At 63.5% G+C, this 26,500-nt stretch carries 22 protein-coding genes; 8 read left to right on the forward strand and 14 right to left on the reverse strand.

The features are described from left to right. Window positions 1-189: 189 nt before the first annotated feature. From waaA to ACQ4V8_RS06115, 4 genes are all read right to left on the reverse strand, one after another. Window positions 190-1,464 (reverse strand): lipid IV(A) 3-deoxy-D-manno-octulosonic acid transferase, encoded by a 1,275-nt coding sequence (gene waaA, locus ACQ4V8_RS06100; RefSeq protein WP_436571083.1) that lies wholly within the window; start codon window positions 1,462-1,464, stop codon window positions 190-192. Window positions 1,465-1,482: 18 nt separating this feature from the next. Beyond that, the gene (gene waaC, locus ACQ4V8_RS06105) at window positions 1,483-2,505 is read right to left on the reverse strand and encodes a lipopolysaccharide heptosyltransferase I (RefSeq protein WP_436571084.1); all 1,023 of its coding nucleotides are present in this window, start codon (window positions 2,503-2,505) and stop codon (window positions 1,483-1,485) included. Window positions 2,506-2,509: 4 nt separating this feature from the next. Further along, on the reverse strand, window positions 2,510-3,892 hold the full coding sequence (locus ACQ4V8_RS06110; protein WP_070346238.1) for a phosphomannomutase/phosphoglucomutase: 1,383 nt from the start codon (window positions 3,890-3,892) through the stop codon (window positions 2,510-2,512). A 92-nt stretch (window positions 3,893-3,984) separates the two neighbouring features. Further along, window positions 3,985-4,293 (reverse strand): H-NS histone family protein, encoded by a 309-nt coding sequence (locus ACQ4V8_RS06115; protein WP_070346237.1) that lies wholly within the window; start codon window positions 4,291-4,293, stop codon window positions 3,985-3,987. Between the two features lie 201 nt (window positions 4,294-4,494). Between ACQ4V8_RS06115 and ACQ4V8_RS06120 the strand changes: the two genes are divergently transcribed. The 7 genes from ACQ4V8_RS06120 (at window position 4,495) to ACQ4V8_RS06150 (ending at window position 11,022) form a co-directional block, all read left to right on the forward strand. Then, on the forward strand, window positions 4,495-5,334 hold the full coding sequence (locus ACQ4V8_RS06120; RefSeq protein ID WP_436571085.1) for a symmetrical bis(5'-nucleosyl)-tetraphosphatase: 840 nt from the start codon (window positions 4,495-4,497) through the stop codon (window positions 5,332-5,334). 103 nt (window positions 5,335-5,437) lie between these two features. After that, window positions 5,438-6,367: an AraC family transcriptional regulator gene (locus ACQ4V8_RS06125; RefSeq protein ID WP_010401281.1), complete on the forward strand. Its 930-nt coding sequence runs from the start codon at window positions 5,438-5,440 to the stop codon at window positions 6,365-6,367. Between the two features lie 174 nt (window positions 6,368-6,541). After that, on the forward strand, window positions 6,542-7,096 hold the full coding sequence (locus ACQ4V8_RS06130; protein WP_436571086.1) for a carboxymuconolactone decarboxylase family protein: 555 nt from the start codon (window positions 6,542-6,544) through the stop codon (window positions 7,094-7,096). Between the two features lies 1 nt (window position 7,097). After that, window positions 7,098-8,180: an acyl-CoA dehydrogenase family protein gene (locus tag ACQ4V8_RS06135; RefSeq protein ID WP_436571087.1), complete on the forward strand. Its 1,083-nt coding sequence runs from the start codon at window positions 7,098-7,100 to the stop codon at window positions 8,178-8,180. Continuing rightward, window positions 8,177-8,965, forward strand: coding sequence for an ABC transporter ATP-binding protein (locus ACQ4V8_RS06140; RefSeq protein WP_010401284.1), 789 nt, complete (start codon window positions 8,177-8,179; stop codon window positions 8,963-8,965). Before ACQ4V8_RS06135 ends, ACQ4V8_RS06140 begins: the two co-directional genes overlap by 4 nt. A gap of 45 nt (window positions 8,966-9,010) precedes the next feature. Beyond that, window positions 9,011-10,255: an ABC transporter substrate-binding protein gene (locus ACQ4V8_RS06145; RefSeq protein ID WP_010401285.1), complete on the forward strand. Its 1,245-nt coding sequence runs from the start codon at window positions 9,011-9,013 to the stop codon at window positions 10,253-10,255. 2 nt (window positions 10,256-10,257) lie between these two features. Further along, window positions 10,258-11,022 carry an ABC transporter permease gene (locus ACQ4V8_RS06150; RefSeq protein WP_010401286.1) on the forward strand — a complete coding sequence of 255 codons (765 nt, stop codon included), beginning with the start codon at window positions 10,258-10,260 and terminating at the stop codon, window positions 11,020-11,022. Here ACQ4V8_RS06150 and ACQ4V8_RS06155 read toward each other — a convergent pair. From ACQ4V8_RS06155 to ACQ4V8_RS06180, 6 genes are all read right to left on the reverse strand, one after another. Then, window positions 11,019-11,765: a lysophospholipid acyltransferase family protein gene (locus ACQ4V8_RS06155; RefSeq protein ID WP_010401287.1), complete on the reverse strand. Its 747-nt coding sequence runs from the start codon at window positions 11,763-11,765 to the stop codon at window positions 11,019-11,021. The genes ACQ4V8_RS06150 and ACQ4V8_RS06155 overlap by 4 nt on opposite strands. Window positions 11,766-11,862: 97 nt before the next feature. Then, complete coding sequence (locus ACQ4V8_RS06160; protein WP_070346232.1) at window positions 11,863-13,164, reverse strand: dihydroorotase; 1,302 nt, start codon at window positions 13,162-13,164, stop codon at window positions 11,863-11,865. Window positions 13,165-13,188: 24 nt separating this feature from the next. Further along, window positions 13,189-14,154: an aspartate carbamoyltransferase catalytic subunit gene (locus ACQ4V8_RS06165; RefSeq protein ID WP_010401291.1), complete on the reverse strand. Its 966-nt coding sequence runs from the start codon at window positions 14,152-14,154 to the stop codon at window positions 13,189-13,191. Next, entirely contained in the window at window positions 14,147-14,671 is a 525-nt protein-coding gene (gene pyrR / locus ACQ4V8_RS06170) for a bifunctional pyr operon transcriptional regulator/uracil phosphoribosyltransferase PyrR (RefSeq protein WP_070346230.1), read from the reverse strand. The genes ACQ4V8_RS06165 and pyrR overlap by 8 nt, the downstream gene beginning before the upstream one ends. 39 nt (window positions 14,672-14,710) lie before the next feature. Beyond that, a complete protein-coding gene (ruvX, locus tag ACQ4V8_RS06175; RefSeq protein ID WP_029496664.1) occupies window positions 14,711-15,094 on the reverse strand; it encodes a Holliday junction resolvase RuvX in 384 nt (127 codons plus the stop codon). A 61-nt stretch (window positions 15,095-15,155) separates the two neighbouring features. Next, entirely contained in the window at window positions 15,156-15,758 is a 603-nt protein-coding gene (locus tag ACQ4V8_RS06180; protein ID WP_010401298.1) for a YqgE/AlgH family protein, read from the reverse strand. A 486-nt stretch (window positions 15,759-16,244) separates the two neighbouring features. On the opposite strand from ACQ4V8_RS06180, the gene ACQ4V8_RS06185 reads away from it, so the two are divergent. Beyond that, on the forward strand, window positions 16,245-17,708 hold the full coding sequence (locus ACQ4V8_RS06185) for a cryptochrome/photolyase family protein (RefSeq protein WP_436571088.1): 1,464 nt from the start codon (window positions 16,245-16,247) through the stop codon (window positions 17,706-17,708). 105 nt (window positions 17,709-17,813) lie between these two features. Here ACQ4V8_RS06185 and ACQ4V8_RS06190 read toward each other — a convergent pair whose 3' ends face one another. From ACQ4V8_RS06190 to ACQ4V8_RS06205, 4 genes are all read right to left on the reverse strand, one after another. Continuing rightward, the gene (locus ACQ4V8_RS06190; RefSeq protein WP_436571089.1) at window positions 17,814-23,147 is read right to left on the reverse strand and encodes a hybrid sensor histidine kinase/response regulator; all 5,334 of its coding nucleotides are present in this window, start codon (window positions 23,145-23,147) and stop codon (window positions 17,814-17,816) included. A gap of 73 nt (window positions 23,148-23,220) precedes the next feature. Further along, window positions 23,221-25,458: a methyl-accepting chemotaxis protein gene (locus ACQ4V8_RS06195; RefSeq protein ID WP_436571090.1), complete on the reverse strand. Its 2,238-nt coding sequence runs from the start codon at window positions 25,456-25,458 to the stop codon at window positions 23,221-23,223. After that, window positions 25,458-26,099, reverse strand: coding sequence for a chemotaxis protein CheW (locus tag ACQ4V8_RS06200; RefSeq protein ID WP_082260967.1), 642 nt, complete (start codon window positions 26,097-26,099; stop codon window positions 25,458-25,460). Before ACQ4V8_RS06200 ends, ACQ4V8_RS06195 begins: the two co-directional genes overlap by 1 nt. 2 nt (window positions 26,100-26,101) lie before the next feature. Beyond that, on the reverse strand, window positions 26,102-26,467 hold the full coding sequence (locus ACQ4V8_RS06205) for a response regulator (protein ID WP_010401305.1): 366 nt from the start codon (window positions 26,465-26,467) through the stop codon (window positions 26,102-26,104). Window positions 26,468-26,500: the final 33 nt, after the last annotated feature.

Here is a 26,500-nt window from a genome sequence, read left to right on the forward strand (position 1 = left end):
AGCTGATCATCGGCGCCATGATGCGCAAGCTGGTGCACGTGGCATTCGGCGTGCTCAGGTCAGGAAAAATATTTGATCCGACCTTGCACGCCGCTTGACGGGGATAACAGTATCTACAACTGCCATGACGGAGGTAGGTCGGATTAGCGCTACGCGCGTAATCCGACAACATTGTTGGCCGCACTGCCGTCACCGCAGCAACGGTTGAATAGCCGCGATGGTCCGCGGCGTAGCGCCACGGTGCTGGCTGGCAAACGCCAGCGCCTTTTGTCCCATCGATGCCAGCTGCGCGGGGTTTTGCAGCAGGACTGACGCCTGCGCCATCAGCGCGTCCGCATCGACCACTCGCGCGGCGCCGCCGGCGGCAATCGCCTGTTCGGTGACCAGCGCAAAGTTGAAGGTGTGCGGGCCGATCAGCACGGGCTTGCCCAGGGCCGCCGGCTCGATCAGGTTTTGCCCACCCAGTGGCAGCAAGCTGCCGCCGACAAAGGCGCAATCGCAGGCCGCGTAATACGCAAACATCTCGCCCATCGAGTCGCCCAGCAGCACCTGCGTGTCCGCCGCCACAAAATCGTCCTGCGCCAGGCCGGACCTGCGCTGCACGGCCAGACCGTGCGCGGCGATCATTTTTTCCACCTCGTCGAAGCGCTGCGGATGACGCGGCACGATCAGCAGCAGCGCATTCGCAGGCAAGCTGGCGCGGGCAAAGGCATCGAGAATCAATGGCTCTTCACCTTCACGCGTACTGGCACACAGCAGCACGGGACGCTGGCCGATCGCTGCGCGCAGCGCAGCGCCCGTCGCCAGAGCAGTCTCGGGCACGACGACGTCGAACTTGATACTGCCCGTGACCACCACGCCCTGCACGCCCAACTGGCGCACGCGCTCGGCGTCATCATGCGTCTGCGCCGCCACCAGGGTGATGCCGCGCGCCGCATCGGCGATAAGCTTACCCAGGCGCTGCGCCTTGCCCAGCGAGCGCTGCGAAAATCGCGCATTGGCCAGCACCACCGGTACTTTGTAGCGATTGCATTGGTGGATCAGGTTAGGCCACACTTCCGTCTCCATCAGGATGCAGATGCGCGGCGCGAAATGGCGGATGAAACTGGCCGGCATGGCGCCCGTGTCGTAGGGCAGATAGCTTTGCACCAGGCGCACGCCGTGTTTTGCGAACAGGGACTTTCCCGTGGCACGCCCGGTGGGCGTCATGTGCGTGAGGACGATACGGCAATCGGGCCATGCGGCCAGCAAGGCATCGATCAACGGTTCGGCCGCGCGCGTCTCGCCGACGGAGACGGCGTGCAGCCAGAGCGTCGGCATCCGGCATTTGGGCAGGCGGCCATATAAACCAAGGCGCTCGCCCCAGTGCTGGCGGTAGCCGGGTTCCCGGCGTCCGCGCAGCCACAGCCGCGCCAGCACCAGGGGCAATGCCAGCCACCAGGCGAGGGTATAAAAATGTCGCATGATTGTTCAATATTAAAGTCAGGCGGGTGGATGCTCGGCCAGCAGGTGCTGCACTGCGGCCAGCACTTGCGGCACGCCCGGTGGCGCCCCCGTGTCGCCCAGGTTGATGATGTTCGGCGACCAGTTACCTTCTGTTTTCCAGCGCGGTGAATCGGCGTAGATTTCCACCGTCGGACGCACAAAGGCGGCGGCGATATGCGTGAGCCCCGTATCGACGCCGATCACCAGCGCCGCCTGGCGCGCCAGCAGGGTTGCCTCGCCCATCGACAGCTTGGGCAGCACGCGCGCATTCGGCAGGCCGGCCGCCAGCACTTCTGCTTCCGCTTTTTCCTTGGGCGAACCCCAGGGCAGCAAAATTGGCATCGGCGCCAGCGCCTGGCCGAGGGCGATCCAGTTTTCCGGCGCCCATTTCTTGGCGTCGCGCGCAGTGCCGTGAAAATATACGGCATACGGCGCAGCGCCCATCCAATCCGGACGTGGCTCGCTGCCCGACACTTTCGGCAAGCCAAAATCGGCAGGCGTGTCGGCCGAGTAGCCGAGTGCGGCGGCGGCCACCAGGCGGCCGCGCGTTACCGCATGCGTACGCGGGTCCAGCGCAATGCTTTTCGTATGGAACAGGCGCGAAATGCCTTCGTAACCTGAACCTTCGCTGCCATTCGCCAGGCCGACCTTGTGCCCGCCAGGCGCCAGGCGTGCAGCGCCCATGATGATGCCCGTCTTGAGCAAGCCCTGGGTATCGAACACATAATCGTAGCGCGTCTGGCGCAGGCTACGGAAAAAAGCGGCGATTTCCGCGCGCGTCTCCTTCTTGCCCAGGCTCTTGCGCCAGCGCCGCAGCGCGAACGGAAAAATGGTATTCACGCGCGGGTTCAGGCGCACCAGACTGGTGTAGCCTTCCTCGACCACCCAGTCGATACTTGCATCCGGATACTGACGCGCGATGTCTGCCACCATCGGCAAGTTATGCAGCACGTCGCCCAGCGAAGATACCCGCACCAGCAGAATTTTCAAGGGCGCCTGTGCGCCAGATTGACCGGCCATGCTGTCAGAACGGCAAAATAGCGTCAGGCTTGGCGCCCAGGATCACGCTCTTGAACTGTCCCTGGATGCGCGCCAAGGCTTCCGGCGTTTCCGCTTCGAAGCGCATCACGATCACCGGCGTGGTGTTCGATGAACGGGCCAGGCCAAAGCCGTCCGCATACTCCACGCGCAAGCCGTCGATGGTGATAATCTGTTCATTGCCAGGGAAGACTGCGTCGCGGCGCAGCATGTCCATCAGCGCGACGTTCTCGCCTTCCTGCAATTCCAGGTGCAGTTCCGGCGTGCTGTCGGACTGCGGCAGGGAATTGAGCAGGGCCGAAGGATGCGCTTCGCGCGTGAGAATTTCCAGCAGGCGCGCAGCCGAATACAGGCCGTCGTCGAAACCGTACCAGCGGTCCTTGAAGAAGATATGGCCGCTCATTTCGCCGCCCAGTGGCGCACCCGTCTCGCGCAGCTTGGCCTTCACCAGCGAATGCCCCGTCTTGTACATCAGCGGCACGCCGCCATGCTTGCTGATCCATGGTGCCAGGTGGCGCGTGCATTTGACGTCATACAATATCTGCGCACCCGGATGGCGGGTCAGCACGTCGGCGGCAAACAGCATCATCTGGCGGTCAGGGTAAATGATCTGGCCATCCTTGGTGACCACGCCCAGGCGATCGCCATCGCCATCGAAGGCGATGCCGATTTCCGCATCTGTCTCGGCCAGGCAGCGGATCAGGTCTTGCAGATTTTCCGGATGCGCGGGATCCGGATGGTGGTTCGGGAAATTGCCATCGACGTCGCAAAACAATTCGATGACCTCGCAGCCCATGCCACGGAACAAGTCGCCCGCAAATGCGCCGGCCACGCCATTGCCGCAATCGACAGCGATCTTGATCGGGCGCGCCAGCTTGACGTCACCCAGGATGCGCTCGAGGTAGGCGGCGCCGATATCGTGCGTGGCATAGCTGCCCGGCGTTTCACTGGCGCTACCGTCGTGGGCGACAATGCTGTGATACAGCGCCTGGATCGCTACACCGTGGATCGCTTCGCCGGCCAGCACCATCTTGAAACCGTTGTAATCGGGTGGATTGTGGCTACCCGTGACCATGATGCCGGAGCGCGTGTCGAGCACGTTCGTGCCGAAGTAGACCATCGGCGTGGCGACCACGCCCAAGTCGATCACGTCGATGCCCGCAGCCTGCAAACCCTGCGCCAGCGCCGCCGTCAGTTCAGGCCCCGACAGGCGACCATCACGACCGATCACGACCCGCTGCTCGCCCTTGGCCAGGGCGGCCTGGCCAAATGCCTGACCAATCTTGTAGGCCACGCTGGCATCAAGAGTTTTAGCGATGATGCCGCGAATATCGTAGGCCTTGAAGATCGTTTCAGACAATGGAAGCATGGTGTGGACGCTATGAGTAAAGGTATCGATGGGAGGCATGGCAAGGGAAGCGCATCACTAGCAGCTTGCCACTGTGCCAAGAGTATACCGAATTATACGCGCAGCAGATCGATGGACTTGTCCGATTCCACCCACTTTTTGACCCACCGCGGCTGGCGGCCACGGCCTGTCCATTGTTCAGTCGCATTGTCAGCATTGCGGTAACGTACCGCGACTTTGCCCGTGCGCGGTTGCAAACCGTCGAGCATCAGCTGTTTCAGCGCAATGCCCGCTTGCTGCGCGATAGCCATAATCTGTACGCGCGCCTTGTTCAAATCTTCACGCTCGCGGCTGATCAATTCCTGCTTCACATTATTTTCCAGCTTGCGCAATGCCAGCATCGTCATGGTCGACAGATCCATCGCGTATATCCTTGACGTTCAGTTCAACAAAAAGCGGTGAAACGTTTAGGCCACAGTAAATACCAATACGAAAAACTCGCACCCGGCCTTTCCCCTGCGACCGATCGTTCGCGCAAGCGGGACTCTGCCGGGAATGCATAGCACGCCAAAGTGCAAGCATGCTTATAATGCAGGCGCGTCGCTCACTTCAACTCGGCACCTATGAAAACTTACTTTATCGGCGATCTGCAAGGCTGCCATGCACAAACCGTCGAACTAATCGAACGGATCGAGGCAGCGGCAGATGGTCCATACCGACTCCTGTTCGCGGGCGACTTGATCAATCGCGGCCCGGACTCGCTGGCTACCCTGCGCCACGTGCACGCACTGGCGCAGCAGGGTCTGGCCGACAGCGTCCTGGGCAACCATGACTTGCACTTGCTGGCCGTGGCCAACGGCATCCGGCCCGAGCATGCCTCCGATACGCTATCCGAGATCCTCGACGCGCCCGACCGCGAGCAATTGCTCGGCTGGCTGCGCCAACGTCCACTCGCCTTGCAGCAGCAGGGCCATGTGCTTGTGCATGCGGGCTTGCTGCCGCAATGGAGCGCGGCCCAAGCCCTGTGCCTGAGTGAAGAAGTATCGGCCATGCTGCGCAGCGACGACTGGGTGGCCTTCCTGCGCACCATGTACGGCAATGAACCGGCTGCCTGGCGCGACGACCTGCAGGGCGCTGACCGGCTGCGCTGCATCGTCAACGCCATGACGCGGCTACGCTTTTGCACGCCAGACGGCGTGATGGACTTCAAGATGAAAGAGGGTGGCAGCGCGCCAGAGGGCTCTGGCCTGCTGCCCTGGTTCGACGTGCCGGGCCGGCAAAGCGCCGGCGACACCGTCGTCTTCGGCCACTGGTCGGCGCTGGGACTGCAGTTGCGGGCGCACCTGATCGGCCTCGATAGCGGCTGCGTCTGGGGTGGGAAACTGTCCGCCGTGTGCCTGGAAGACCGCTCGCTGCTGCAAGTCGACTGCCCCGCCTTCCGGCAGCACAGTGGCAAGCAGTAAGCTGTATTGCGCGCATATGCTTAATCGGAATCGGTCGTTTGCCTTGCCGCGCGTGGCCCGTATGATGCAACTTTTATGATGCAGCTTTTGCCCGTGCCATCCCATGCATCCTGATACCGACAGACTGGCGCGCTGGCTGCTCGGCAGCCTCGATCTCGACACCGCCGTGCTGCATGTGGGCCAGTACTGCGGCCGCTGGCGCGCTTCCACGGCGGGCCGGGAACTGGGCAGCTTTCACCTGGTGCTCGATGGCCACTGCTATTTGCATCTCGATGGCGCTGCGCCGATTGCGCTCGGCCCTCGTGATGGCGTCTTCCTGCTACGCGACTTGCCGCACTTCCTCAGCCCTCACAGCGATCCGTTGCAGGCGCTGAACGCGCTGAACGCGCACGCTATGCTGCCGCTGCAGGCCGTCACCGACCAGCCGGCGACGGCGCTGGCCTGCGGCTTCTTCCAATTTCGCGGCGCTCTTTCCGCGCTGATCGTCGACTCCTTTCCACCGTATCTGCTGATACGCGGCGACGCGCCCGCATTCGCCGCTGCCGCCGCGCTGTTCGACCTGATCCTGGCAGAGGCTGGCGGCGACCCGGAACAACCGTCGCCGCTCATCGCACGCCTGGTCGAACTGCTATTTTTTTATCTGATACGCCATGTGGCACAAGGTGAGCAGATGGCGGCCGGCCTGCTGTCGCTGCTACACCAGCCTGCGTTTTCGCCGCTGCTCGAACGCATGCTCGACGCCCCTGCCGATGACTGGTCGATCGAGAACATGGCCAAGGCCGCCTGCATGTCGCGCGCCAGCTTCTGCAAACATTTCGCCAGCGCCAGCGGCCACTCGCCGGCCCAGTTCCTGCTCCTGCTGCGCATGAAGATCGCCGCGCGGCGCCTGCACGATGGCGTCTCCGTCGAACGCACGGCCGAACTGGTCGGCTATCGCTCGCACGCCGCCTTTACGCGTGCCTTCAAACGGGTCACGGGCGAACAACCGGGCGCCTATCGCCGCGACCAGCGCCAGCGCCAACTGGCCAGCTGAGGTTCAGCTGAGGTTCAGCTGAGGTTCAGCTAAGGTTCAGCTGAAATTCATCCTGACATCAACGGTGAGGCAATCAAAGACGAACGAGCACAAAAGGACGACGCTGGCGTCTGTTGCGTGCACGGCATGGCCGATATAATGGCGAGGTGAATTACCAACTTAGCAAGGTCCCCCATGTCCCGTCTGACGCTGCACACTCTCGATACCGCCCCGGCCGATAGCCGCCCCTTCGTGGAGAAGGCCATCGCCAACAACGGCTACCTGCCCAACCTGATTGGCGTACTGGCCAATGCGCCAGTGGCATTGGAAACCTATCTGACTGTCGCGGGCATCAATGCGCGCACCAGCCTCAGCCTGATGGAACGCGAAGTGGTGCAAATCACCGCCGCGCGCATCCATGGCTGCGATTTTTGCATCGCCGGCCATAGCGCCATTTCGCTGAAAAAGGCCGGCCAGACGCCCGACATCGTGCGCGCACTGCAGCATGGCCAGCCGACCGGCGACGCCAAGCTCGACGCCGTTGCCGCCTTCGCCAGCGCCGTCATCGCCACGCGCGGCGCCGTCGCCGACAGCGAGTATCAAGCCTTCCTGGCAGCCGGCTATAACGAACAGCAGGCGCTGGAAGTCGTGCTGGGCATCAGCCTGGCCACGCTGTGCAATTTTTCCAACAGCCTGGCCGGCACGCCGGTCAATCCGCAATTGACGCCCTACCTGCCTGGCGCCGTCTGACATGGGCAAGCTCACTGAATGGCTGCACACGCATGCCGACCAGCTTGACCAATCATCGACACTGGCTGAAAACGTCCTGCCGGCGCTGGCCGGCGAGCAGTTACTGACCATCGGTGTGCCGCAGGCATACGGTGGCGCGGGCGGCGACGTGCGCGACGCCATCAATGCCATCGCCAGCGTGGCCGCGCAATCGGTAACGGCGGCTTTTGTTTTCTGGGGCCAGCGCTGCTTCATCGAATTCCTGCTGCAAAGCCAGAACTGCGCGCTGGCCGAGCGGCGCTTGCCCAGCCTGCTGGCGGGCAAGCAGGCTGGTGCCAGCGGCCTGTCGAACGCCATGAAATTCTTGTCCGGCATCGAGCAGCTGCAAATCACCGGCGTGCGCCACAATGACGGCTTGCTGGTCGACGGCAGCCTGGCCTGGGTGACGAATTTGCGCAAGGCGGGCTTTGTAGCGGCGGCCGCCGTGGCACCCAACGACGGCGCACCACCGGCCATCGTCGCCTTTGACAGCAGCACGCCAGGCGTCCAGCGCAGCGACGACCTGGACTTGGTCGCCCTGCGTGGCAGCAATACCGCCTCGGTCAAGCTGACGCAGGTGCACATCCCCGCCGCTGATATCATCAGCGACAATGCGCCGGCCTGGCTGCCGCAAGTGCGCCCATCGTTCCTCGGCATGCAGTGCGGCCTGTCGATCGGCCTGGCTCGTGCCAGCCTGGCGCAGGCGGCGCAGATCTCGGCCGGCTCGCGCAACGCGCTCACGCCGCGCATCGAAACGCTGCAAGCGACGCTGGAGGCGACTGTCACTACCCTGCTGGCCGGCGTGCACGATGGCCGCTTCAAGACGCAGGCGCCAGCCATGTTCCGCCTGCGCATACAGCTCGCTGAATTGCTGCAGCAAGCCTTGATGCTGGAACTGCAGGCGATGGGCGGGCGCGCTTACCTGAACGCGCAACAACAGGGCTTTGCGCGCCGCTGGCGCGAGTCGTCATTCATCCCCATCGTCACCCCCAGCCTGACGCAATTGCAAGCGGCCTTGCAGCAATTCGACAGCCAGCAGGCGGCCAAGGCGGGAGCATCGGCATGATCGTTGCTGATTGGGCCTTACAGGCGCAGGATCTGAGCTACGCCTATCCGGGCACGGCCCCCGTGTTCCAGCATGTCTCGCTGGGCGTGCGCAAGCGTGAAATCGTCTGTCTGCTGGGTGGCAGCGGCTGCGGCAAATCGAGCCTGCTGCGCGTGCTGGCCGGCTTGCAGCCGCCATCGACGGGCGCCATTCAATTCCTCGACGCACCCATGCACGAACCAGACCCGCGCAGTGCCCTGGTGTTCCAGCAGGCGAGCCTCTTGCCCTGGCTAAATGTCACGGCTAACGCCGGCTTTGGCCTGGACTTCAAGCACCAGCCGCAACTGACGCGCGCAGCGCACCAGGCGCGCGTGGCGCAAGCCATCGAGGCGGTGGGCCTGAAGGGCCGCGAAAAGCTGTATCCGTCCGCGCTCTCGGGCGGCATGGCTCAGCGCGTGGCGCTGGCCCGCGCACTGGCGCGCGAACCGGAACTGCTGTTCGCCGATGAGCCGTTTTCCGCGCTCGACGCCATCACCCGCGCCGAAATGCAGTCGCTGCTGGTCGACGTGGTGCACCGCTGGCATACGGCCGTGCTGCTGGTCACGCACGATATCGATGAAGCGATCCTGGTGGCCGACCGCATCTTGCTGATGGGCGGCAAGCCCGGCAACATCGTGCGCGAATGGCCGGTCGCCATCGCCCAGCCGCGCATCGGCCACAGCGCCGAAGTGATCGCCCTGAAAATGGATATCCTCGCCGCGCTGCAGGCACTGCAACTGCAAGATCAGGCCCACGCTGCCCATTGAGGCACCCCGGCCCCTTAGTACCCTAGCACCTTATTGGAACCCATCATGTCCCTCCCCGACGATAACAAACCACTGCACATCTGCGCTTCCTCCGATTGCGATTGCGGCCTGACGCGGCGCGACTTCCTGCGCATGTCGGCCCTGGCCACGGCCAGTATCGCTTCGCCCCTGCTGTTCGCCGGCGACGCCATGGCCCAGCAAGGTCCGAAAGGCGACGACCAGCCCGTGAAAATCGGCTACCTGCCGATCACCGACGCCACCCCGCTGCTTGTCGCCCACGCCCGAAAAATGTTCGAGGCAGAAGGCTTGCAGGCGGAAACACCGCGCCTGTTCCGCAGCTGGGCGCAAATCATCGAAGCCTTCGTCGCTGGCCAGGTCAACGTCATCCATTTGCTGTCGCCCGCCACCCTGTGGGTACGCTATGGCGCCAAGTTCCCGGCCAAGGTCGTCGCGTGGAACCACGTCAACGGCTCCGCGCTGACGGTGGCCAACGAGATCAACCAAGTGTCCGAACTGGGCGGACGCACCGTCGCCATTCCGTTCTGGTACTCGATCCACAACATCTTGCTGCAGCAAATCCTGTCCGCGCATGGCCTGACCCCGGTCACGCGCGCGCGCAACGCAGCGATCAAATCGAATGAAGTCAACCTGATCGTGCTGGCGCCGGCTGAAATGGTCTCCGCCCTGGCCAGCAAGTCCATCGCCGGCTACATCGTGGCCGAGCCATTCAATGCGGCAGCGGAAAACGCCGGCATCGGCAAGATCCTGCGCTTTTCGGGCGATGTGTGGAAAAACCATGCGTGCTGCGTCACATTCCTGTCGGAGCGCGACATCAATACGCGTCCCGAATGGGCGCAGAAGGTAACCAACGCCATCGTCAAGGCGCAGCTGTGGACACGCTCGAACCAGGTCGACACGGCGAAGCTGCTGTCGAACGTGGGCGAACACCGCTACACGCCGCATCCGCTGCAGGTACTGACCAAGGTGCTGGCCACCACCGATTACGCCAGCTACGAAAAACAGGGCCTGATCGTACACAAGAACTGGCAGCAGCGGCGCATCGACTTCCAGCCGTATCCATTCGCCTCGTACACGGAAGAACTGGTGCGCGCCATCGGCCGCACCAAGGTCGAAGGCGATACGCGCTTCCTGGCCAACCTCGATCCGAAGTTCGCCGCGCGCGACTTGGTCGATGACCGTTTCGTGCGCAAGGCCATTACCGCCGTGGGCGGCCCGGCTGCCTTCGGCTTGCCGGCCAACCTGCTGCGCAGCGAAACGGTGGCGGTCTGACGATGGCAAGCAAGTTGTTCACGAAATTCGGCCTGCCCCTGGTGGGCCTGGCCTGTGCTTTGCTGTTATGGTCCTGGGGCGTGACGACGCTGGAGAAATCCACGCCGATCGCGACCGCCTTTGCGCCGCTGCCCACGGCGCTGGCGCTGCGGGAAATGCTGGGCGGCGCAGATATCTGGCTGCACGTGGTACTGAGCCTGCAAAGGGTGGCCGTGGGCCTGGGGCTGGCCATCATCATCGGCGTGCCGCTGGGCGTGCTGGTGGCCATGTCGAAAAGCTTTTCCGGCGCGGCCATGCCGCTGTTCCAGCTGCTGCGCATGATTTCGCCACTGTCGTGGATGCCGATTGCCGTGATGGTGCTCGGCGTGGGCGACGCCCCCGTGTACTTCCTGCTGGCGTTTGCCGCCGTCTGGCCGATTCTGCTCAATACGGCGGCCGGCGTGGCGCGCCTCGATCCGAACTGGCTGCTGCTGGCGCGCAGCCTGTCTGCGACGCGCAGTGAAATCGTCTTCAAGATGATTTTGCCGGGCATCACGGCGGATATTTTGACGGGCGTGCGCCTGGCCATCGGCATCATCTGGATCGTGCTGGTACCGGCGGAAATGCTGGGCGTGTCTGCCGGTCTCGGCTACTTCATCCTAGATACGCGCGACCGCCTCGCGTATTCGGAACTGATGGCCGCCATCGTGCTGATCGGCATACTCGGTTTTATCCTCGACTACCTGGCCCGCGCCGCCCACGCGCGCTGGCTGCATGTGAAGAACTAAGCGGTTTTGTCCAGCGGCAGCACAGCGGCCACCGCCGCCTGCGTTGCCGCCGCCAGTTCGCGGCGGTGCGCGTCCAGCGTCGCCACTGGCGCCAAACAGGTCAGGCGCGCCGTGATGGGCGGACCGCTGAGGATCGCCACCATGCTTTGCGCAAAGCTCATCTCACCAATAAAATCGACGGCGTGATGCAACTGCCCCTGTGCATCCACATACACCAGCGCGAACGGCTGCACCGGCACTTGCGCATCGATGGCCGCCTCGAACAGGTTGGCGTGAAACGGCAGTATCTGTCCTTGCGCAGCAGTGGTGCCCTCGGGGAAGAAGGCAATGCGCTCGCCGGCCGTCAATTTATCTACCAGACCCTGAAAGATCAGGCGCAAATCACGCTTGCTGCCGCGCGAAATGAAGATGGTGCCGGCGCGCCCCGCCAACCAGCCAAGAATCGGCCAGGCACGGATTTCCGCCTTGGCCACGAAACGGCAGGGATGAACGGCATTGATGACGAAGATGTCGAGCCACGAGACATGGTTCGCCACCACCATCGCATGCGCCAGGGCCGGCACACTGTCGGCCGGCTGCACCACGTGCACGCCGCAAATGTCGAGCAGCTGCGTCGACCAGCTGCGGATGCGCCGGTTGCGTCCTTCCAGGTCCAACCAGGGAAAGAGCACGGCACTCTTGGCCATGCCGCAGCTGAGGTGAATGGCGATGCGCGCGAGGCGATAGGTAAGCAGAAGTTTCAAATCACACCAAGGTTGGAAGCAGCCCCAACAACAAAAACCGGGGTCGGACCCTCAGGGTCCGACCCCCAGCTCTTGGCCTTGGGTTCAAACAAAAAAATTAACGCTGAAAGGCTACCTGTCCAGCCACGATGGTCGCCTTGACGACGCCGCTCAGCTCATAGCCGAGGAAAGGCGTGTGCTTGCCCTGGCTTGCCAGCGAGGCCGACGACACGGTCCAGCGCGCGGCAGGATCGAAGACGCAAATGTCAGCCGCCTCGCCCACAGCCAGGCTGCCAGCCGGGATGCCGGCAACACGGGCCGCGTCCGACGTGACCTTGGCCACAGCGCGCGCCAGCGCACGGGCACCGCCTTGCGGCTGCTCCAGCGCATAGTCGTCGGCCCATTTCAGGGCCAGCGACAGCAGCAGTTCCAGGCCCGTGGCGCCCGGCGAAGCTTCGCCGAAGGGCAGCAGTTTTTCATCGTCGTCGACCGGCGTGTGGTCCGAGCACATGGCGTCCACCGTGCCGTCCAACAGGCCGGCACGGATCGCATCGCGGTCGCGCTGGCTGCGGAACGGCGGCGTGACGCGCGCGTTCGAATCGAAAAAGCCGATGTCGGCGTCCGTCAGGTGGACATGATGCACGCCCACGTCGCAGGTGACGGGCAAGCCTTCTGCCTTGGCAGCGCGGATCAATTCCAGGCCCGCTGCCGACGAAATGCGGCACAGGTGTACGCGCGCGCGGCTGGCGCGCATCAATTCGAAGATCGTGTGCAGGGCGATGGTTTCCGACATCACGGGCACGCCGGACAGACCCAGGCGCGACGCCAGCGGACCGCTATGGGCGATGCCGCCACGGCCAATGTGCGGATCTTGCGGGCGCAGCCAGACTGTGTAGCCGAAGGTGTTCGCATACTGCATGGCGCGCAACAACACGGTGGTGTCTTCGATAGGCTCTTCCGCCTGCGCGAAGCCGATGCAACCGGCTTCCGTCAATTCCGCCATTTCCGTCAGCGACTTGCCCTTCAAGCCCATGGTCAGTGCGCCCAGCGGGTGCACGTGCGCCTTGTTCTGCGTCTTGGCGCGGTATTTCAGCATCTCCACCAGGCCAGGCTCATCTAACACCGGGTCGGTGTCCGGCGGGCACACCAGGCTCGTCACGCCGCCCTGCAGGGCCGCCTGCAATTCCGATTCCAGCGTCGCCTTGTATTCGTAGCCCGGTTCGCGCAGGCGCGCGGACAGGTCGACCAAGCCAGGGGACACCACCAGGCCGGCCGCATCAAAGGTGGTGTCAGCCTTGAAACCGGCCGGGGCGCTGCCCACGGCCAGCACTTTGCCGTCGGCGATAAACAGGTCTTGCAAGCCATCGATGCCGTTGGCAGGGTCGATCAGGTGGCCGTTCTTGATATGTAGTGTCGTCATGCTCGCTTACTCGTCCTTGGGCTATCAGCCCTGATTACCAGCCAAAATACTCATCACCGCCATGCGCACGGCGATACCGAACGTCACTTGCGGCAAGATCACCGCCTGTGGGCCATCGGCCACGGCCGAATCGATCTCCACACCACGGTTCATCGGGCCCGGATGCATGACGATGGCGTCCGGTTTCGCCAGCGCCAGGCGCTCGGGCGTCAAGCCATAGCTCTTGAAATATTCCTGCGCCGACGGCAGCAGCGCGCCGCTCATGCGTTCATTTTGCAGGCGCAGCATGATGATCACGTCGACGCCCTTCAAGCCTTCATCCATATTGGTGAAGGTGCGCACGCCCATCTGCTCCAGGCCGCCCGGCAACAGGGTGTGCGGGCCGATGGCGCGCACTTCGGGCACGCCCAGCGTGGTCAGCGCGTGGATATCGGAACGGGCCACGCGGCTATGCAGGATGTCGCCCACAATGGCTACCGTCAGGTTGGTGAAGTCCTTCTTGTAGTGGCGGATCGTGTACATGTCGAGCAAGCCCTGGGTCGGGTGCGCGTGGCGTCCGTCGCCCGCGTTGACGACGTGGACGTGCGGCTGCTTGGTGTCGACCAGGTGCTTGGCGATCAGGTAGGGCGCGCCCGACTGTGCGTGGCGCACGACGAACATGTCCGCATGCATGGCCGACAGGTTGTCGATGGTATCGAGCAAGGACTCGCCCTTGCTGGCCGACGAAGCCTGGATGTTCAGGTTGATGACGTCTGCCGACAGGCGCTTCGAGGCGATCTCGAAGGTGGTGCGGGTGCGCGTGGAGTTTTCAAAGAACAGATTGAAAACACTTTTGCCGCGCATCAGCGGCACCTTTTTCACATCGCGGTCGGAAATGCCGACGAAGGACGAAGCGGTATCGAGGATGTGGTTGACGATAGACTTCGGCAAGCCTTCAATCGTCAGCAGATGTTGCAATTCGCCGTGTTTATTCAGTTGCGGATTAAGCATGGTGGGTATCTATGGTGAGCGTGAATTTTCCTGCGTCGGCTTGCTTCAGGACCAGGGCCTGACCCGCCGGCACGGCAGTGAAGGCGGCCACGAAATCAGCGGCCACCGGCAGTTGACGCTCGCCGCGGTCGACCAGGGCGGCCAGCATGATCTTGGCCGGACGGCCATAGTCGAACAATTCATTGATGGCAGCGCGCGTGGTGCGGCCCGTGTACAGCACGTCGTCGACCAGCAAGATGGTGGCGCCGGCCACGTCGAAACTGATTTGCGTCGGCTTCACGTCGGCATGCAGGCCTTTCTGGGCGAAGTCGTCGCGGTAGAACGACACGTCGAGCACGCCCAGGCGATCGAGCAGGTTCAGGTCGCGCGCCAGGCGTTCGGCCAGCCAGGCGCCGCCGGAATGGATGCCGACGATGGCCACGTTGGGGATGCCCGCCAGGCCGCTTTGCACCTGCTGCAGCAAGACCGCGTACAGGGCCTCGGCGTCGAGTTGGGAAGGATTCGTAGGATGCGGCATAGAGTTCTTAGTCATTCAGGGATGGGGGCTAAGGTCAGATTAATAATTCGCGTCAAAATACTGTTGCAGGATAATGGCGGCGGCGCGGTCGTCGATGACTTCGCCGCGCTTGGCGGCGATGACGGCCGAGGAATAACGCTCATCGACCAGTTCTACCGGCAGGCTGAAGCGGCCGTGTACCTGGTTGGCGAAACGACGGCAACGCGCGCTCATGTCGTGTTCCGTGCCATCGGGATGGCTGGGCAAGCCCACCACGATGCGGCTCGCGCCCCATTCCTTGATCAGGCTATCGATGGCGGCAAACTTTGGCTCATTGGCCGTGGCCGTGATCACGCTGAGCGGCTTGGCCTGGCAAATCATGCTATTGCCGATGGCCACGCCGATACGTTTCAAGCCGAAATCGAAGGCGAGGATGGTGTCGATGGGCTCACTCGTCACAGCATTTTTCCATAATAAAGGTCAACATAGGTGTAGGGCATCCACCTCATGCGTGTCCAGCCTCGCTCGCCAACATGAGCGGATCGATACCCAGCAATTTGATGGCCGCCACGTAACGCTGTTCAATCGGGTAGTCGAACAGGATGTCGGCCGAGGCACCCACCGTCAGCCAGCCATTGCGGCCGATCTCCTCTTCCAGCTGGCCCGGGCTCCAGCCCGAATAACCGATCGACACCAGCATGCGCTGCGGACCATCGCCCTTGGCGACGGCTTCGAGCACGTCCATCGAGGTGGTAAACGCGATTTCATCGGTCACCGTCAGCGATGAGGAATAATGCGCGCCCGGCGTATGGAGCACAAAGCCGCGGTCGTCCTGCACGGGGCCGCCGAACATGATCGGTTCCTTGATACTGGGCGTATCGCTGCCGGCCGCCAATGTCAGATCGATGCGGTCGAACAGCACTTCCATGGTCATATCGGTGGGTTTATTGATGACGACGCCCAGCACGCCGTTCTCATTATGTTCACAAACGTACACGACCGTGCCGCCGAAGATCGGATCTTGCATGGCCGGCATCGCAATCAGGAAATGATTGGCCAGATTCAAGGTGGAGGAAGCAGTCGCGGCCGTCTCACCCACACCCTGCATCAAACGATGACCTGGTAGAGTCTGCTCAATTTTACTCTTTTTCATACGCGATGCTCTCTCTGTGGGCTTGCTGGGAAGTCTTGCTTACCCCGCTATCGTACGCCTGGCGCCAGCTGCAGCACAGGCTGGGCGGCGCGCACCGTGATGCCAGGCGCTATTGTTGTTATGTTGTGATTTTGCTATAAATTAATGATTAATTCGTCATCAATTTGCTTGGCCTCGCGGCTGCGCCATGCGCGCCTTGCAACTTGCGCAATATTAAGTATTACCGTGCTTGAGGGTCAACGCCACCGTGCTTGAGGACGTATCGCCATGCGCATTGTAAAATTGATTGCAGCATCGCTGGCGCACTTAAAACACCGTGAACACACGCGCTAGTTTACACTGAATTGCCACCGCAGCGATGCCAAAGGCACGACGCGAGCGAGCATAAAGCCCTGATGGCGGCAAAAAATGGCCTATCTTTGACTCTGAACACGCAAAATAATGACAATCAAGACTACCCTGGTGTGGTTCCGGCGCGATCTGCGCGCCTTTGACCATGCTGCATTGCATCACGCCCTGCGCCAGAGCCAGACCGTGCACTGTGTCTTCGTATACGACACTGCCATCCTGGCAGCGCTGCCGCGCCGAGACCGGCGCGTCGATTTCCTCCATGCCAGCCTGGCCGAGCTGGCCGCCGAGCTGCGCCAGCTCGGCGGCGACCTGATCGTGCTGCATGCGGACGCCGCCGAGGCCATCCCGCGCCTGGCCGCCGAGTTGAACGCCGACGCCGTGTTTGCCAACCACGACTACGAACCGCAAGCGATCGCCCGCGACGCCCGGGTAGCCGCCGCGCTCACGCAAGAGGCGCGCCTGTGGTGCAGTTTCAAGGACCAGGTGATCTTTGAAAAGGACGAGGTGCTGACGCTGTCGGCCAAGCCGTACACGGTCTATACGCCGTACAAGAATGCCTGGCTGAAGAAAATGCGCGCCGAACCGGGCTGCCTGGCGCCGCTCGATATCGCGCCGCACGCGGCCAGCCTGGCACCGCCGCGCGACGGCACGCCGGCACCCCTGCCCAGCCTGGGCGAGCTGGGTTTCGAAGCGAGTAACCTGGCCGAACTGGCGATACCGACGGGCATGTCGGGCGCCAGCGAACTGTTCGAGGATTTCCTGGCGCGCTTGGCCCGCTATGACGTGGCGCGCGATTTTCCTGCCCTGAAGGGGCCGTCCTACCTGTCCATGCATCTGCGCTTCGGCACTGTATCGCTGCGCTACCTGGTGCGCAGCGTGGTCGACTTGATGGACCGGGACAGCGGCGGCGATGGCGCGCCCGTGTGGCTGGCCGAACTGATCTGGCGCGATTTCTACGCCATGATCTTGTACCAGAACCCGCATGTGGCGGGCGCTGCCTTCAAACCGGCCTACGACGCTATCGCCTGGGAAACGGGGCTTGAGGCCGATGCCGCGTTTGCGGCCTGGTGCGAGGGGCGCACCGGCTATCCGCTGGTGGATGCGGCCATGGCGCAGCTAAACCAGACAGGCTATATGCACAACCGCCTGCGCATGGTCACGGCCTGCTTCCTGATCAAGGATCTGGGCATAGACTGGCGTCGTGGCGAAGCATATTTCGCACTGCATCTGAATGATTTCGACCTGGCCTCGAACAACGGCGGCTGGCAATGGGCCTCCTCGTCGGGATGCGACTCGCAGCCCTACTTCCGCATCTTCAACCCGGTCACGCAATCGGAAAAATTCGATGCGAACGGGCGCTTCATCCGCCGCTACTTGCCACAACTGAAGGCGCTGGGAGACAAGGAAATCCACGCCCCCTGGCTGGTGCCGCGCATGCTGCTCGAGCAAAAAAACATCGTGCTGGGACGCGACTATCCGGAGCCGCTGGTGCAACATGATGAGGCGCGCAAGGAAACGTTGGCGCGCTATGCGGTGGTGAAGGTGGTCGCGTAATCCGGCCGGTGGTGGCGCCGGTTTACGCCGTCGTGCAAGAGCGTAGGTCGGATTAGCGGGGCAAGGCCGCGCGTAATCCGACAACATAGTTGGCGTTGGCGTCGATTACGCCACCTCACCGCCCAGTAAGCGCCCTACTTCGGCCAGCAATTCCGTTTCCTGGAACGGCTTGCCGAAATACGCATCGACGCCCAGTTCAAAGGCGTGCGCGCGGTGCTTGTCGGCGCTGCGCGAAGTGATCATGATGACGGGGATGGCGCGTGTCTTGTCATCGCTGCGCACATTGCGCGTCAAGTCAAAACCGTCCATGCGCGGCATCTCCACGTCAACCAGCAGTAGCGCAGGCAAGGCAGCCGGCTCCAGTGCATGCAGCTGCTCGAGCGCCTCGACGCCATCCTTGGCCAGCAGTACCTGGTAGCCTTCGCGCTCGAACAGGCGCTGCATCACGCGGCGCACCGTCAGCGAATCGTCGACCACCATCACGCGCACGGCAGGCATGGCCAGTGCGCTGGAAGCGGCGTCCTGCTCGCTACTGGCCAGCGCATATTGCGACAGCAGTTCCGGATGATGTTCCAGGTGCTGCGCCAGCGCCACCGGATTGAGTATCAGCACGATATCGCCCGTACCGAGCACCGTGGCGCCGGCGATGCCCGGCATGCGCGCCAGCTGCGGTCCCACATGCTTGACCACGACCTCGCGGTTACCGAGCACCTCATCGACCTGCAGCGCCAGCCTGTCATTGCCATTCCTGAGCAAGAGCACGGGCGCATAGCGCTGCATGGCCTGCATGGCCGGCGCCGCCGGCGGCGCGCCCAGCATGGACGACAAGTGGTGCAGCGCCAGCGACTGCCCGTGCGAGGTGATGCAGCCGGCCGCCTGCACCTGCTCCAGCTGCTCGCCTTTCAGATGCAGCACCTGCTCCACCAGCACCGATGGCAAGGCATACGTCTTGCCGTTTGCCGCCAGCAGCACTACTTGCGTCACGGCCAGGGTTAGCGGCAAGTGAATGGTAAAACGCATGCCCAGGCCGGCCTGCGTCAACGTTTCCACGCGCCCGCCCAGAGCCAGCGCTTCGGAGCGCACGATATCCATGCCAAAACCGCGTCCGGCCAGCTCGGTCAGGCTGTCTGCGGTGGAAAAACGCGGCGTAAAAATCAGCTCGGTCGCCTGCGCGTCGGTCAAAGGCGCGTCCGTCGCCAGCAGGCCGGCGCCATGCGCCTTGGCGCGGATACGCTCAAGGTCCAGCCCCGCGCCATCGTCGGAAAAGGCGATCGCCACTTCATTGCCCTGCTGGCTGACCTGCACCAGCAGCTCGCCCGTCTCGCTCTTGCCGGCAGCCAGGCGCGCCGCGCGCGGCTCGACGCCATGCACGATGGCGTTGCGTAGCAGGTGCTCGAAGGGCGCCGCCATGCGTTCGAGCACACTGCGGTCGATTTCCACGCCACCGCCCCGGATGTCGAGATTGACGCGCTTGTCGACTTCCTTGGCGCATTGCCGCGCCACGCGGAACAGACGTTCGGCAATGCTGGCAAACGGCACCATGCGGATCTGCATCAGGTCGCGCTGCAATTCTCGCGTCAGGCGCGCCTGCAACACCAGATCGTCCGTTACCGCATCGACGCTGTGACTGAGGTTTTCGTGGAACGAGGCCACGTCATTGACGCTTTCAGCCATCATGCGCGTGAGTTCCTGCAAGCGCGTAAAACGGTCGAATTCAAGTGGATCGAAATCACGCTCGCTACCGACGGCCATGCGCGAGGCGATCTGCGACTCGGCCTGCATCTCCACTTCACGCAGCTGGCGCCGCAAGCGCGCCAGGTTGTCGGAAAACTCGGACAGCGAAGCGCCCAGCACGCCAACTTCATTTTCCATCTTCGAGCGCGCAATCGACACTTCGCCAGCCTGGTTCACCAGGCGGTCAAGGATGTCGGCGCGCACGCGCACCAGCGCCGCCTTCGGTTCGAGCGCCGGCGTGTCCTCCATACCTGGCAAGGGCAGCAAGGGCTGCTGCAACTGTTCGAACAGGTGCAGCGCATGGTCGTAGTGGGCCAGCAATTCATCGAAGGCCTGCGGCGTGGCAGTGCCCGCGTGCAGCATGTTTTCGATATGCGTCTCGATTTCATGGGCATGCTGGCCCAGGCGCATGGCGCCGGCCATGCGCGCACTGCCCTTGACGGTATGCAGAGTGCGCAGCAGCATCTGCGCCTGGCCACTGTCGTGCGGCTGTTGCTGCCAGCTACGCAGGGCCTCGCCGATCTGCGGCAACAAGTCGGCGCCTTCCTCGAGAAAAACGGACAATAAATCGAGGTCAAGTTCATCGCTGATACCGGCGCTGGCCGCCAACAGCGCGGTCGCATCGGCAGGTAAGATGGCAGACGCCAACGCTTCCGGCACCGCCTGCTCCAACGGCGGCGCATGCTCGAAGCCGGCGTCGAACAGGTCGTCGCTGCTACCGCGCTCGTGTGCCTGCGTCGGCACCGGCGCGACTGGCTGCAGCGCATCGGCGACGATGCTCGCATACACCGCCTGGAACAGCGTCTCGAGCTGTGGCACGGGACTGTGCGCCAACGCATCGGCGAGCGGCTCGCCATACGGTTCGATGGACGGCTCGATGGACGGTTCGACGCACGGCGCGACCGTCTGCACCGGTGTGCCGACGATGCTGGCGTAAGCAGCGGCAAACAGGGCGTCGAGCCGCTCTGCCTTGTCCTCGCCGGGTGCCGCCGTCAGGGCGCGCCACAGGGTGTTGAGCGCTTCGATCATGTCTGGCTGCGATGGCGCCAGGTCGCCCAGCGCAAACGCCTGCAGCATTTGCGCGATGCGATGCGTGGCCTGCTCCAGCACATCGTGCTGCTCGGCGCGCAGGCCGGCCAGCGGCGGCAGCACCGTTTCGATCACGGTTTCCAGCGCGTGCGCCAGGTCGCGCAAAGACTGGAAACCGAGCGTACCCGACGTGCCCGCCAACGTATGCACGGCTTGCAACGCCTCCGCGCTGACGGCGCGCTGCTCATGGCGCCATTCGCCGAAGTCGCGCGTCAGCACGCGCAGCAATTCATCCGTCTCGGCCAGGTAGATGTTATACAAGGGTAGACTGATGCGCAGTTCACCGACGTGCTTGAGGTTATCGTCAGGCACCTCGTGCACGGCAGGCGCCGTGGCGGACGCAAAGCCGATCACATTACCATTGCCGAGCACCGGCGCGGCCGGGAGTGGCTTGCGCAGCTCGAACGGACCACCTTCGCGCACGCGTTCGGCCGCAGCCAGCAGCATGCCAGGCTCGCGTTCGCGCCCTGCGCCACCTTCCAGTTCGGCCACCCATTCGCTAAGCTGGTACCAGCCGTAATTGAGCAGGGTAAACAGATCATCGCTGACAGGGCGCGCCTCGGCCAGCCAAGTATTCATGACACGCTCGATGGCGCCAGCCGCTTCAGCAAAGCGCAGCAGTCCGATCATGCGGCTGCTGCCTTTGAGGGTATGGAACGAGCGGCGCAACATGGCCAGGTGCTCGCCGCTGGCGACCTGCTCGCGCGGCAAGGCGAGCGTGGCATCGACAAAGGCCAGCACTTCGCGCGCTTCGCTGATGAAGATGTCGAGCATCTGCGCATCAAGCTCGGTTACTGCCGGTGCGCCATCGAGGCTGGCCGATGTCACCGGGGCCAAGGCTTGGTCGAGCAAGGGCACCGGCACGGCACCGGCTGCGGCGACTTTTTCGAATGGCAGGGCGCGGAAGGTGCCGGCGGCGGCATCGAAATGGAAGCGCCCGCTGGCAGCGGGCGCGTTACGGCCCAGCATGTCGACAAAAAAGCCCAGCGCACTGACATTTTGCGCGATCTCGTCGAGCGCCTCGGCATGCATATCCGCACTGCCAGCGTTGCGGGCCAACTGCTGCACGGCGGCATCGACCTGCAGCACGGCGGCACAGGCATCTTCCTGTCCCAGCCCGGCCAGTTGCTGCTGCAACTGTCCCAGCACGGGTGCGACGCCATCGAGCCCCCCCGCCGCCGCCCGCGAGGCATCCACATAATACGCATTGAGCACCTTTTCTACCTGACGCAGGCCCGTCTTCATTTGCTCGGCCAGCGCGGCGACGCTCTGCCCCTGTTCAATCTGGCGCGACAACTCGCCGGCGCTGCAAGCTGGCGGCGCTTCGCCGGCGAGCAGTGCCTGCAGGCGCGCGGCGATGGTTTCCGCATTGCCGGCAAAATCGTCGGGCAGGCGGCGCACCTGCGCCAGCCCCGTGTCGGCAAACAGCAGCGCCATGCCAATTTCATTTTCCAGGGCAGCACTGCGCCCACTGGCCACGGCTAGCCGCGCCACGAGCGCGCATTGGCGCAGCAGGCTGGCCAGGGCCGGCTGCCTCAATATATCGCTCTGTGCCGCCACCTGCTGCAGCGACTGCTCGAATGCCAGGCCCAGGGCGGGATCGAGGTCGGCTTGCGCCAGACGGCTCCAGCTGACACGTGCCTGTGCCAGGGCCGCGCGTGCGCCTTGCAAGGCGTCCTGGTCGACCTGACCGTAGCGGCGCGCTTCCACGTCGGCCGGCAGCATACCTTCCAGTGCGAAAGCGGCTCGCAACTGAAGGGCCTCCGGCGTCGGCTCGTTTGCCGCAGCGATGAAAAACAGGGCGTCGCGCAACATCGATTCAGGCAAGTTGGCCGTCCCCTGTGCCAGGCGGCGCAATTGCAGGTTGATCAGGCCGAACAACTGTTTGACGTTGAGCGTGCCCATGCCCTCGCTACTGGCCGCCAATCCTGCAAATGCCTGCATGGCGAACCAGAAGGTGCGCGCTGGTGCATCCTGCTGCGCGTCGGCCACCAGGCTCAAGGTTGCATGCAAGTCGCTGGCGTGCTGGCGCCGCGCCGCATCATCGGGCGCCTTCAGGAAGGGCAGCAAAGACTTTTCAAAGCGCCCGCGCCAGGCCGGATAATCGGCCGCCGGGGGCACCTGCGCGAGGGCGATGGCATGTCCTTCCAGCGTCGATGAAGGCGGGAAAAATAGGTCGGCCGGGTGTATGCGTTCGGCCCCCAGCATGGCTTGCAGATCGCGGTAATAGGGAAACAGACGCGTCGGCTGCTGCGGCGTGCCCGCCACCAGGTCTTCCAGGTATTCGATCAGGGCCTGATACAGCCCGGCGAGGATCTGCGCATGGTCCAGCGTATATTCCAGGCTGCCGTCGCGCAAGCGCGCCAGTGCTTGTTCCGCGCCATCCGTCAACAGGCTGGCACCGGCAACGTCCACCATCACCAGGGCGCCGTGCGCCTGGTGCAAGTGCGAGCGTGCATGCTGTAGTGCCGTGGCGCGGTCCTCTCGCTCGCGGCCACCCGCTTCGAACAAGGCCGTTTTCGAGCGGCCCAGCGCTTCGCGAATTTCCAGCATCACCCACGACAACGGTTCGCTATCGAACGGCTTGGACTGCTGCGGACTATCAGGTGTGCTCATGCATGCCTCGGTAAAGAAATCGTAGCGCAAAAATCGGTACGCACAACACGCCGCGCCCGGAATGGCGCGCCGTTCAGGCGGCGACGCGGAAGCGCGACACCGAGTTTTTCAGTTCCTGCGCCAGCATCGACAACTTGTGGATCGACTGCGCCGTTTGCTGCGTGCCGTCCTGGGTCTGCTCCGTCACGCTCAGGATATGCTGGATGTTCAAGGCCACGCCGCTAGCCGAACCGGCCTGCGTGCCAGTGGCGAACGAGATGCCCTGGATCAGCTCAGCGAGGTGTTTCGACACCTGGCTGATGTCGTTCAAGGCAGCGCCGGCCGCATCCGACAGGTGGGCGCCTTCCACTACGCCCTGCGTGGATTTTTCCATCGCGCGGGTGGCGTCCTGGGTGTCGGCCTGAATGGTGCGCACCAGCGCCCCGATCTGCTTGGCAGCGGCGGCCGAGCGTTCGGCCAGGCGCTGCACTTCCTCGGCGACGACCGAAAAGCCGCGCCCCGCCTCGCCGGCCGATGCGGCCTGGATGGCGGCGTTCAGCGCCAGCACGTTGGTCTGCTCGGTGATGTCGGAAATGAGCTCGGTGATTTCGCCGATTTCCTGCGACGATTCGCCCAGGCGCTTGATGCGCTTGGAGGTATCCTGGATCTGCTCGCGGATTTCATGCATGCCCTTGATGGCATTTTCCACCGCCGTCGCCCCCTGCTGCGCCGCCGCCACTGACTGGCGCGCCACGTCGGCCGAGACACTGGCCGACTTCGACACGTCGGTAATTGCATTGGCCATATTGACCACCGTGGCGCTGACGCCCTGAATTTCGCGCGACTGCTGCTGCGAAGCGATCAGCAGCTTGCTGGAAATGCTTTGCGCCTGCGTCGAGGCGCGGTTGACCTGCTCGGCCGTCGCCGTCACGCGCCCCACCAAGCCACGCAATTCCTCGACCGTATAGTTGACGGAATCGGCAATGGCGCCAGTGATATCCTCCGACACGGTGGCCTGCACCGTCAGGTCGCCGTCGGCGACCTTCTGCAATTCGTTCATCAGACGCAGAATGGCTGCCTGGTTTTGCTCATTCTTGGCCTTGGCCTGTTCTTCCTTTTCCTGCGACAGCAGGCGCAAGATTTCCGCTTCCTGGCGTCGCCGCTCGGCGTCGCGGGTGCGGTTGACGGAGTCCTGCAGCAGCACGCGGCCGATGCCGGCTGCCGCGACCAGGGTCAGCAGCACGCCGCCGACCATCATCCAGAAGGCCATGTCCAGCGTTTCCTGGTTCACGTGATACATCTTCTGCAACAGCGTCAAGCGCTGGCGCAAGTCTTCGTTCTCGTTGAAGATCAGCTGTTCGGCGCTTTTGGCAGAACTGAATTTATCCAGACGGTCGAGTATCGCCGAAACCAGTTGCTGGTAAGTGTAGAAACTGGCTTTCAGCGCCAGCAGCCGGTCGCGCAATTCGGTGTCGCGCGTGGGCGCCAATTGCAGCACCACGCTGCCGTTGAGCAAGCCTTCGACGGCGCTACGGAAATAGGTCGTGTCGCGTCCCAGCGAAAATGCCGTTTCCGAGCTGATGCTGCCCGACGACAGGAACTCGCCGGCACTGCGGCTCATGCGCTGGCTCAGCATCATCAAACGGCCGATGACGGCCAGGTCGCGCGCATTGCCGCCGCGCTGCACCTTGAGCGCCGCGATTTCCTCGGTCTGGGCCAGCAACGCCGGCGATAGCGCGTTCAATTGCTGCAAGGTCTTGTCAAATTCGCCGAGCTCGGTTTTCAGGCGCAAGATGGTGCTGGCCGCGCGGTCGCTGCTGGCCCACTTCTTGCGCGCGTCGGCCACTGCCGCCAACAGGGCGGCACGCGACTCGCCGATATCGCGGCCGTGATACGTCCCGCCGCGCAGCATCAGGCGGAAATCCTGGTTCAATTCATTGCGGCTTTCCTCGAGCTGGCGGAAGGCTTCAGGATTGCCTTGCACGGCATTGGGCGCAGCCTTGCCGATGCGCTGCGAATGCATCAGCGCATCGCTGGCCAGCTGCGTCTGCGCCGAGGCAATATTGCCGCTGCGCGTGTTGAGGCCGACGAACAGCAAGCTGGCGGCCAGGCTCAGGGCCATCAGCGTCGACAGGATGCGCAATTGCTTTTGCAGCGGCAAACGGCCGATCAGCGGCAGCTTCAAGTCGCTGACCGGTGCCGTAGCCAGCGACTTGCGCCGTCCCAGCGCGTCGCGCAGGCGCAGCGGCAGGTCAGCGGCCGATGCCGGCGCCCCAGGCACGTGCCCGGCTTCGGGCACGCCAGCGGCCAGGATAGGAGAATTGGCGCCCATCAGCAAACATCCTTGTGGGCAGCAAGGCCAGCAAAACCGGCATCGAGGAAGCGTTCCGCTTGCGCCAGTTGCGCCAGATCCAGGCGCAGCCAATGCTGCCCTTCGCTGTCGCGCAGTGCTTGCGCCGCCCACGATGGCGCCGCGCGCGGCAGCGTAGCGGGCAAGGGCACCGATTGCATCGTGCGCAACTGGCGCAAGCCCAGTACGCGCTCGACCAGCAGTGCGCAGTTCAGGCCAAGACGGGGAGAAAACGTGATGATGCGGCAGTGATTGCCTGGCGCGCAAGCTGGTTCGCCCATGTAGCGGGCTAGGTCGACGACCCCCGTCAGTCGTCCGCGCATGGCCGCCAGGCCAAGGTACCAGTCCTGCGCCAGCGGCACGCCCTGAATCTGCACGCCGCTAGCGATGACGATTTCACCGAGCTGCGTCAAATCGAGCAGGCACGGCCGGCCACCGAGCATCACGCCCAGTTCCTTGCGCGCTGCCAGCGCACCGCTGCGCGCGGCCTGTATCCGCTCGATCAATTGCAGCTGATACTGGCGCAAGCGCCCCTGCCGCGCACCCGTCTCGCAGGATGACATGACGATAGCGGCGGCCGGCAAGGCCGTTATGGAAGCGCCATGACCTGGCATCGTTTGCATACTCAGGAAATCGCAGCTATCTTGGCCAGCAGCTCGGCTTCGACCACCGGCTTGACCAGGTAATCGCGGGCGCCTTGGCGCAAGCCCCAGATGCGGTCCGTTTCCTGGCTCTTGCTGGAGCAGATAAACACCGGCACGTCCTGCAGTTCGGGATCGCGGGCAATCGCGCGCGTGATCTGGAAGCCATTCGCACCGGGCATCACCACGTCCATCAGGATCAGGTCAGGCCTGGCCTGTTTCAGTTGCGCCAACGCGTCGGCACCGTCCTGCGCCGTGACGACGGCATAACCGGCACGCACCAGCATCTCGCTCAGGTAATAGCGTTCTGTCGGCGAGTCATCGACGATCAGAATTGTGTGTATGGCCATCTGCTTCCTTGCTGCGTTGTCAATCAATAAACT

This window comes from Janthinobacterium paucivorans (assembly GCF_051380805.1).
GTDB lineage: Bacteria > Pseudomonadota > Gammaproteobacteria > Burkholderiales > Burkholderiaceae_D > Janthinobacterium > Janthinobacterium lividum_D.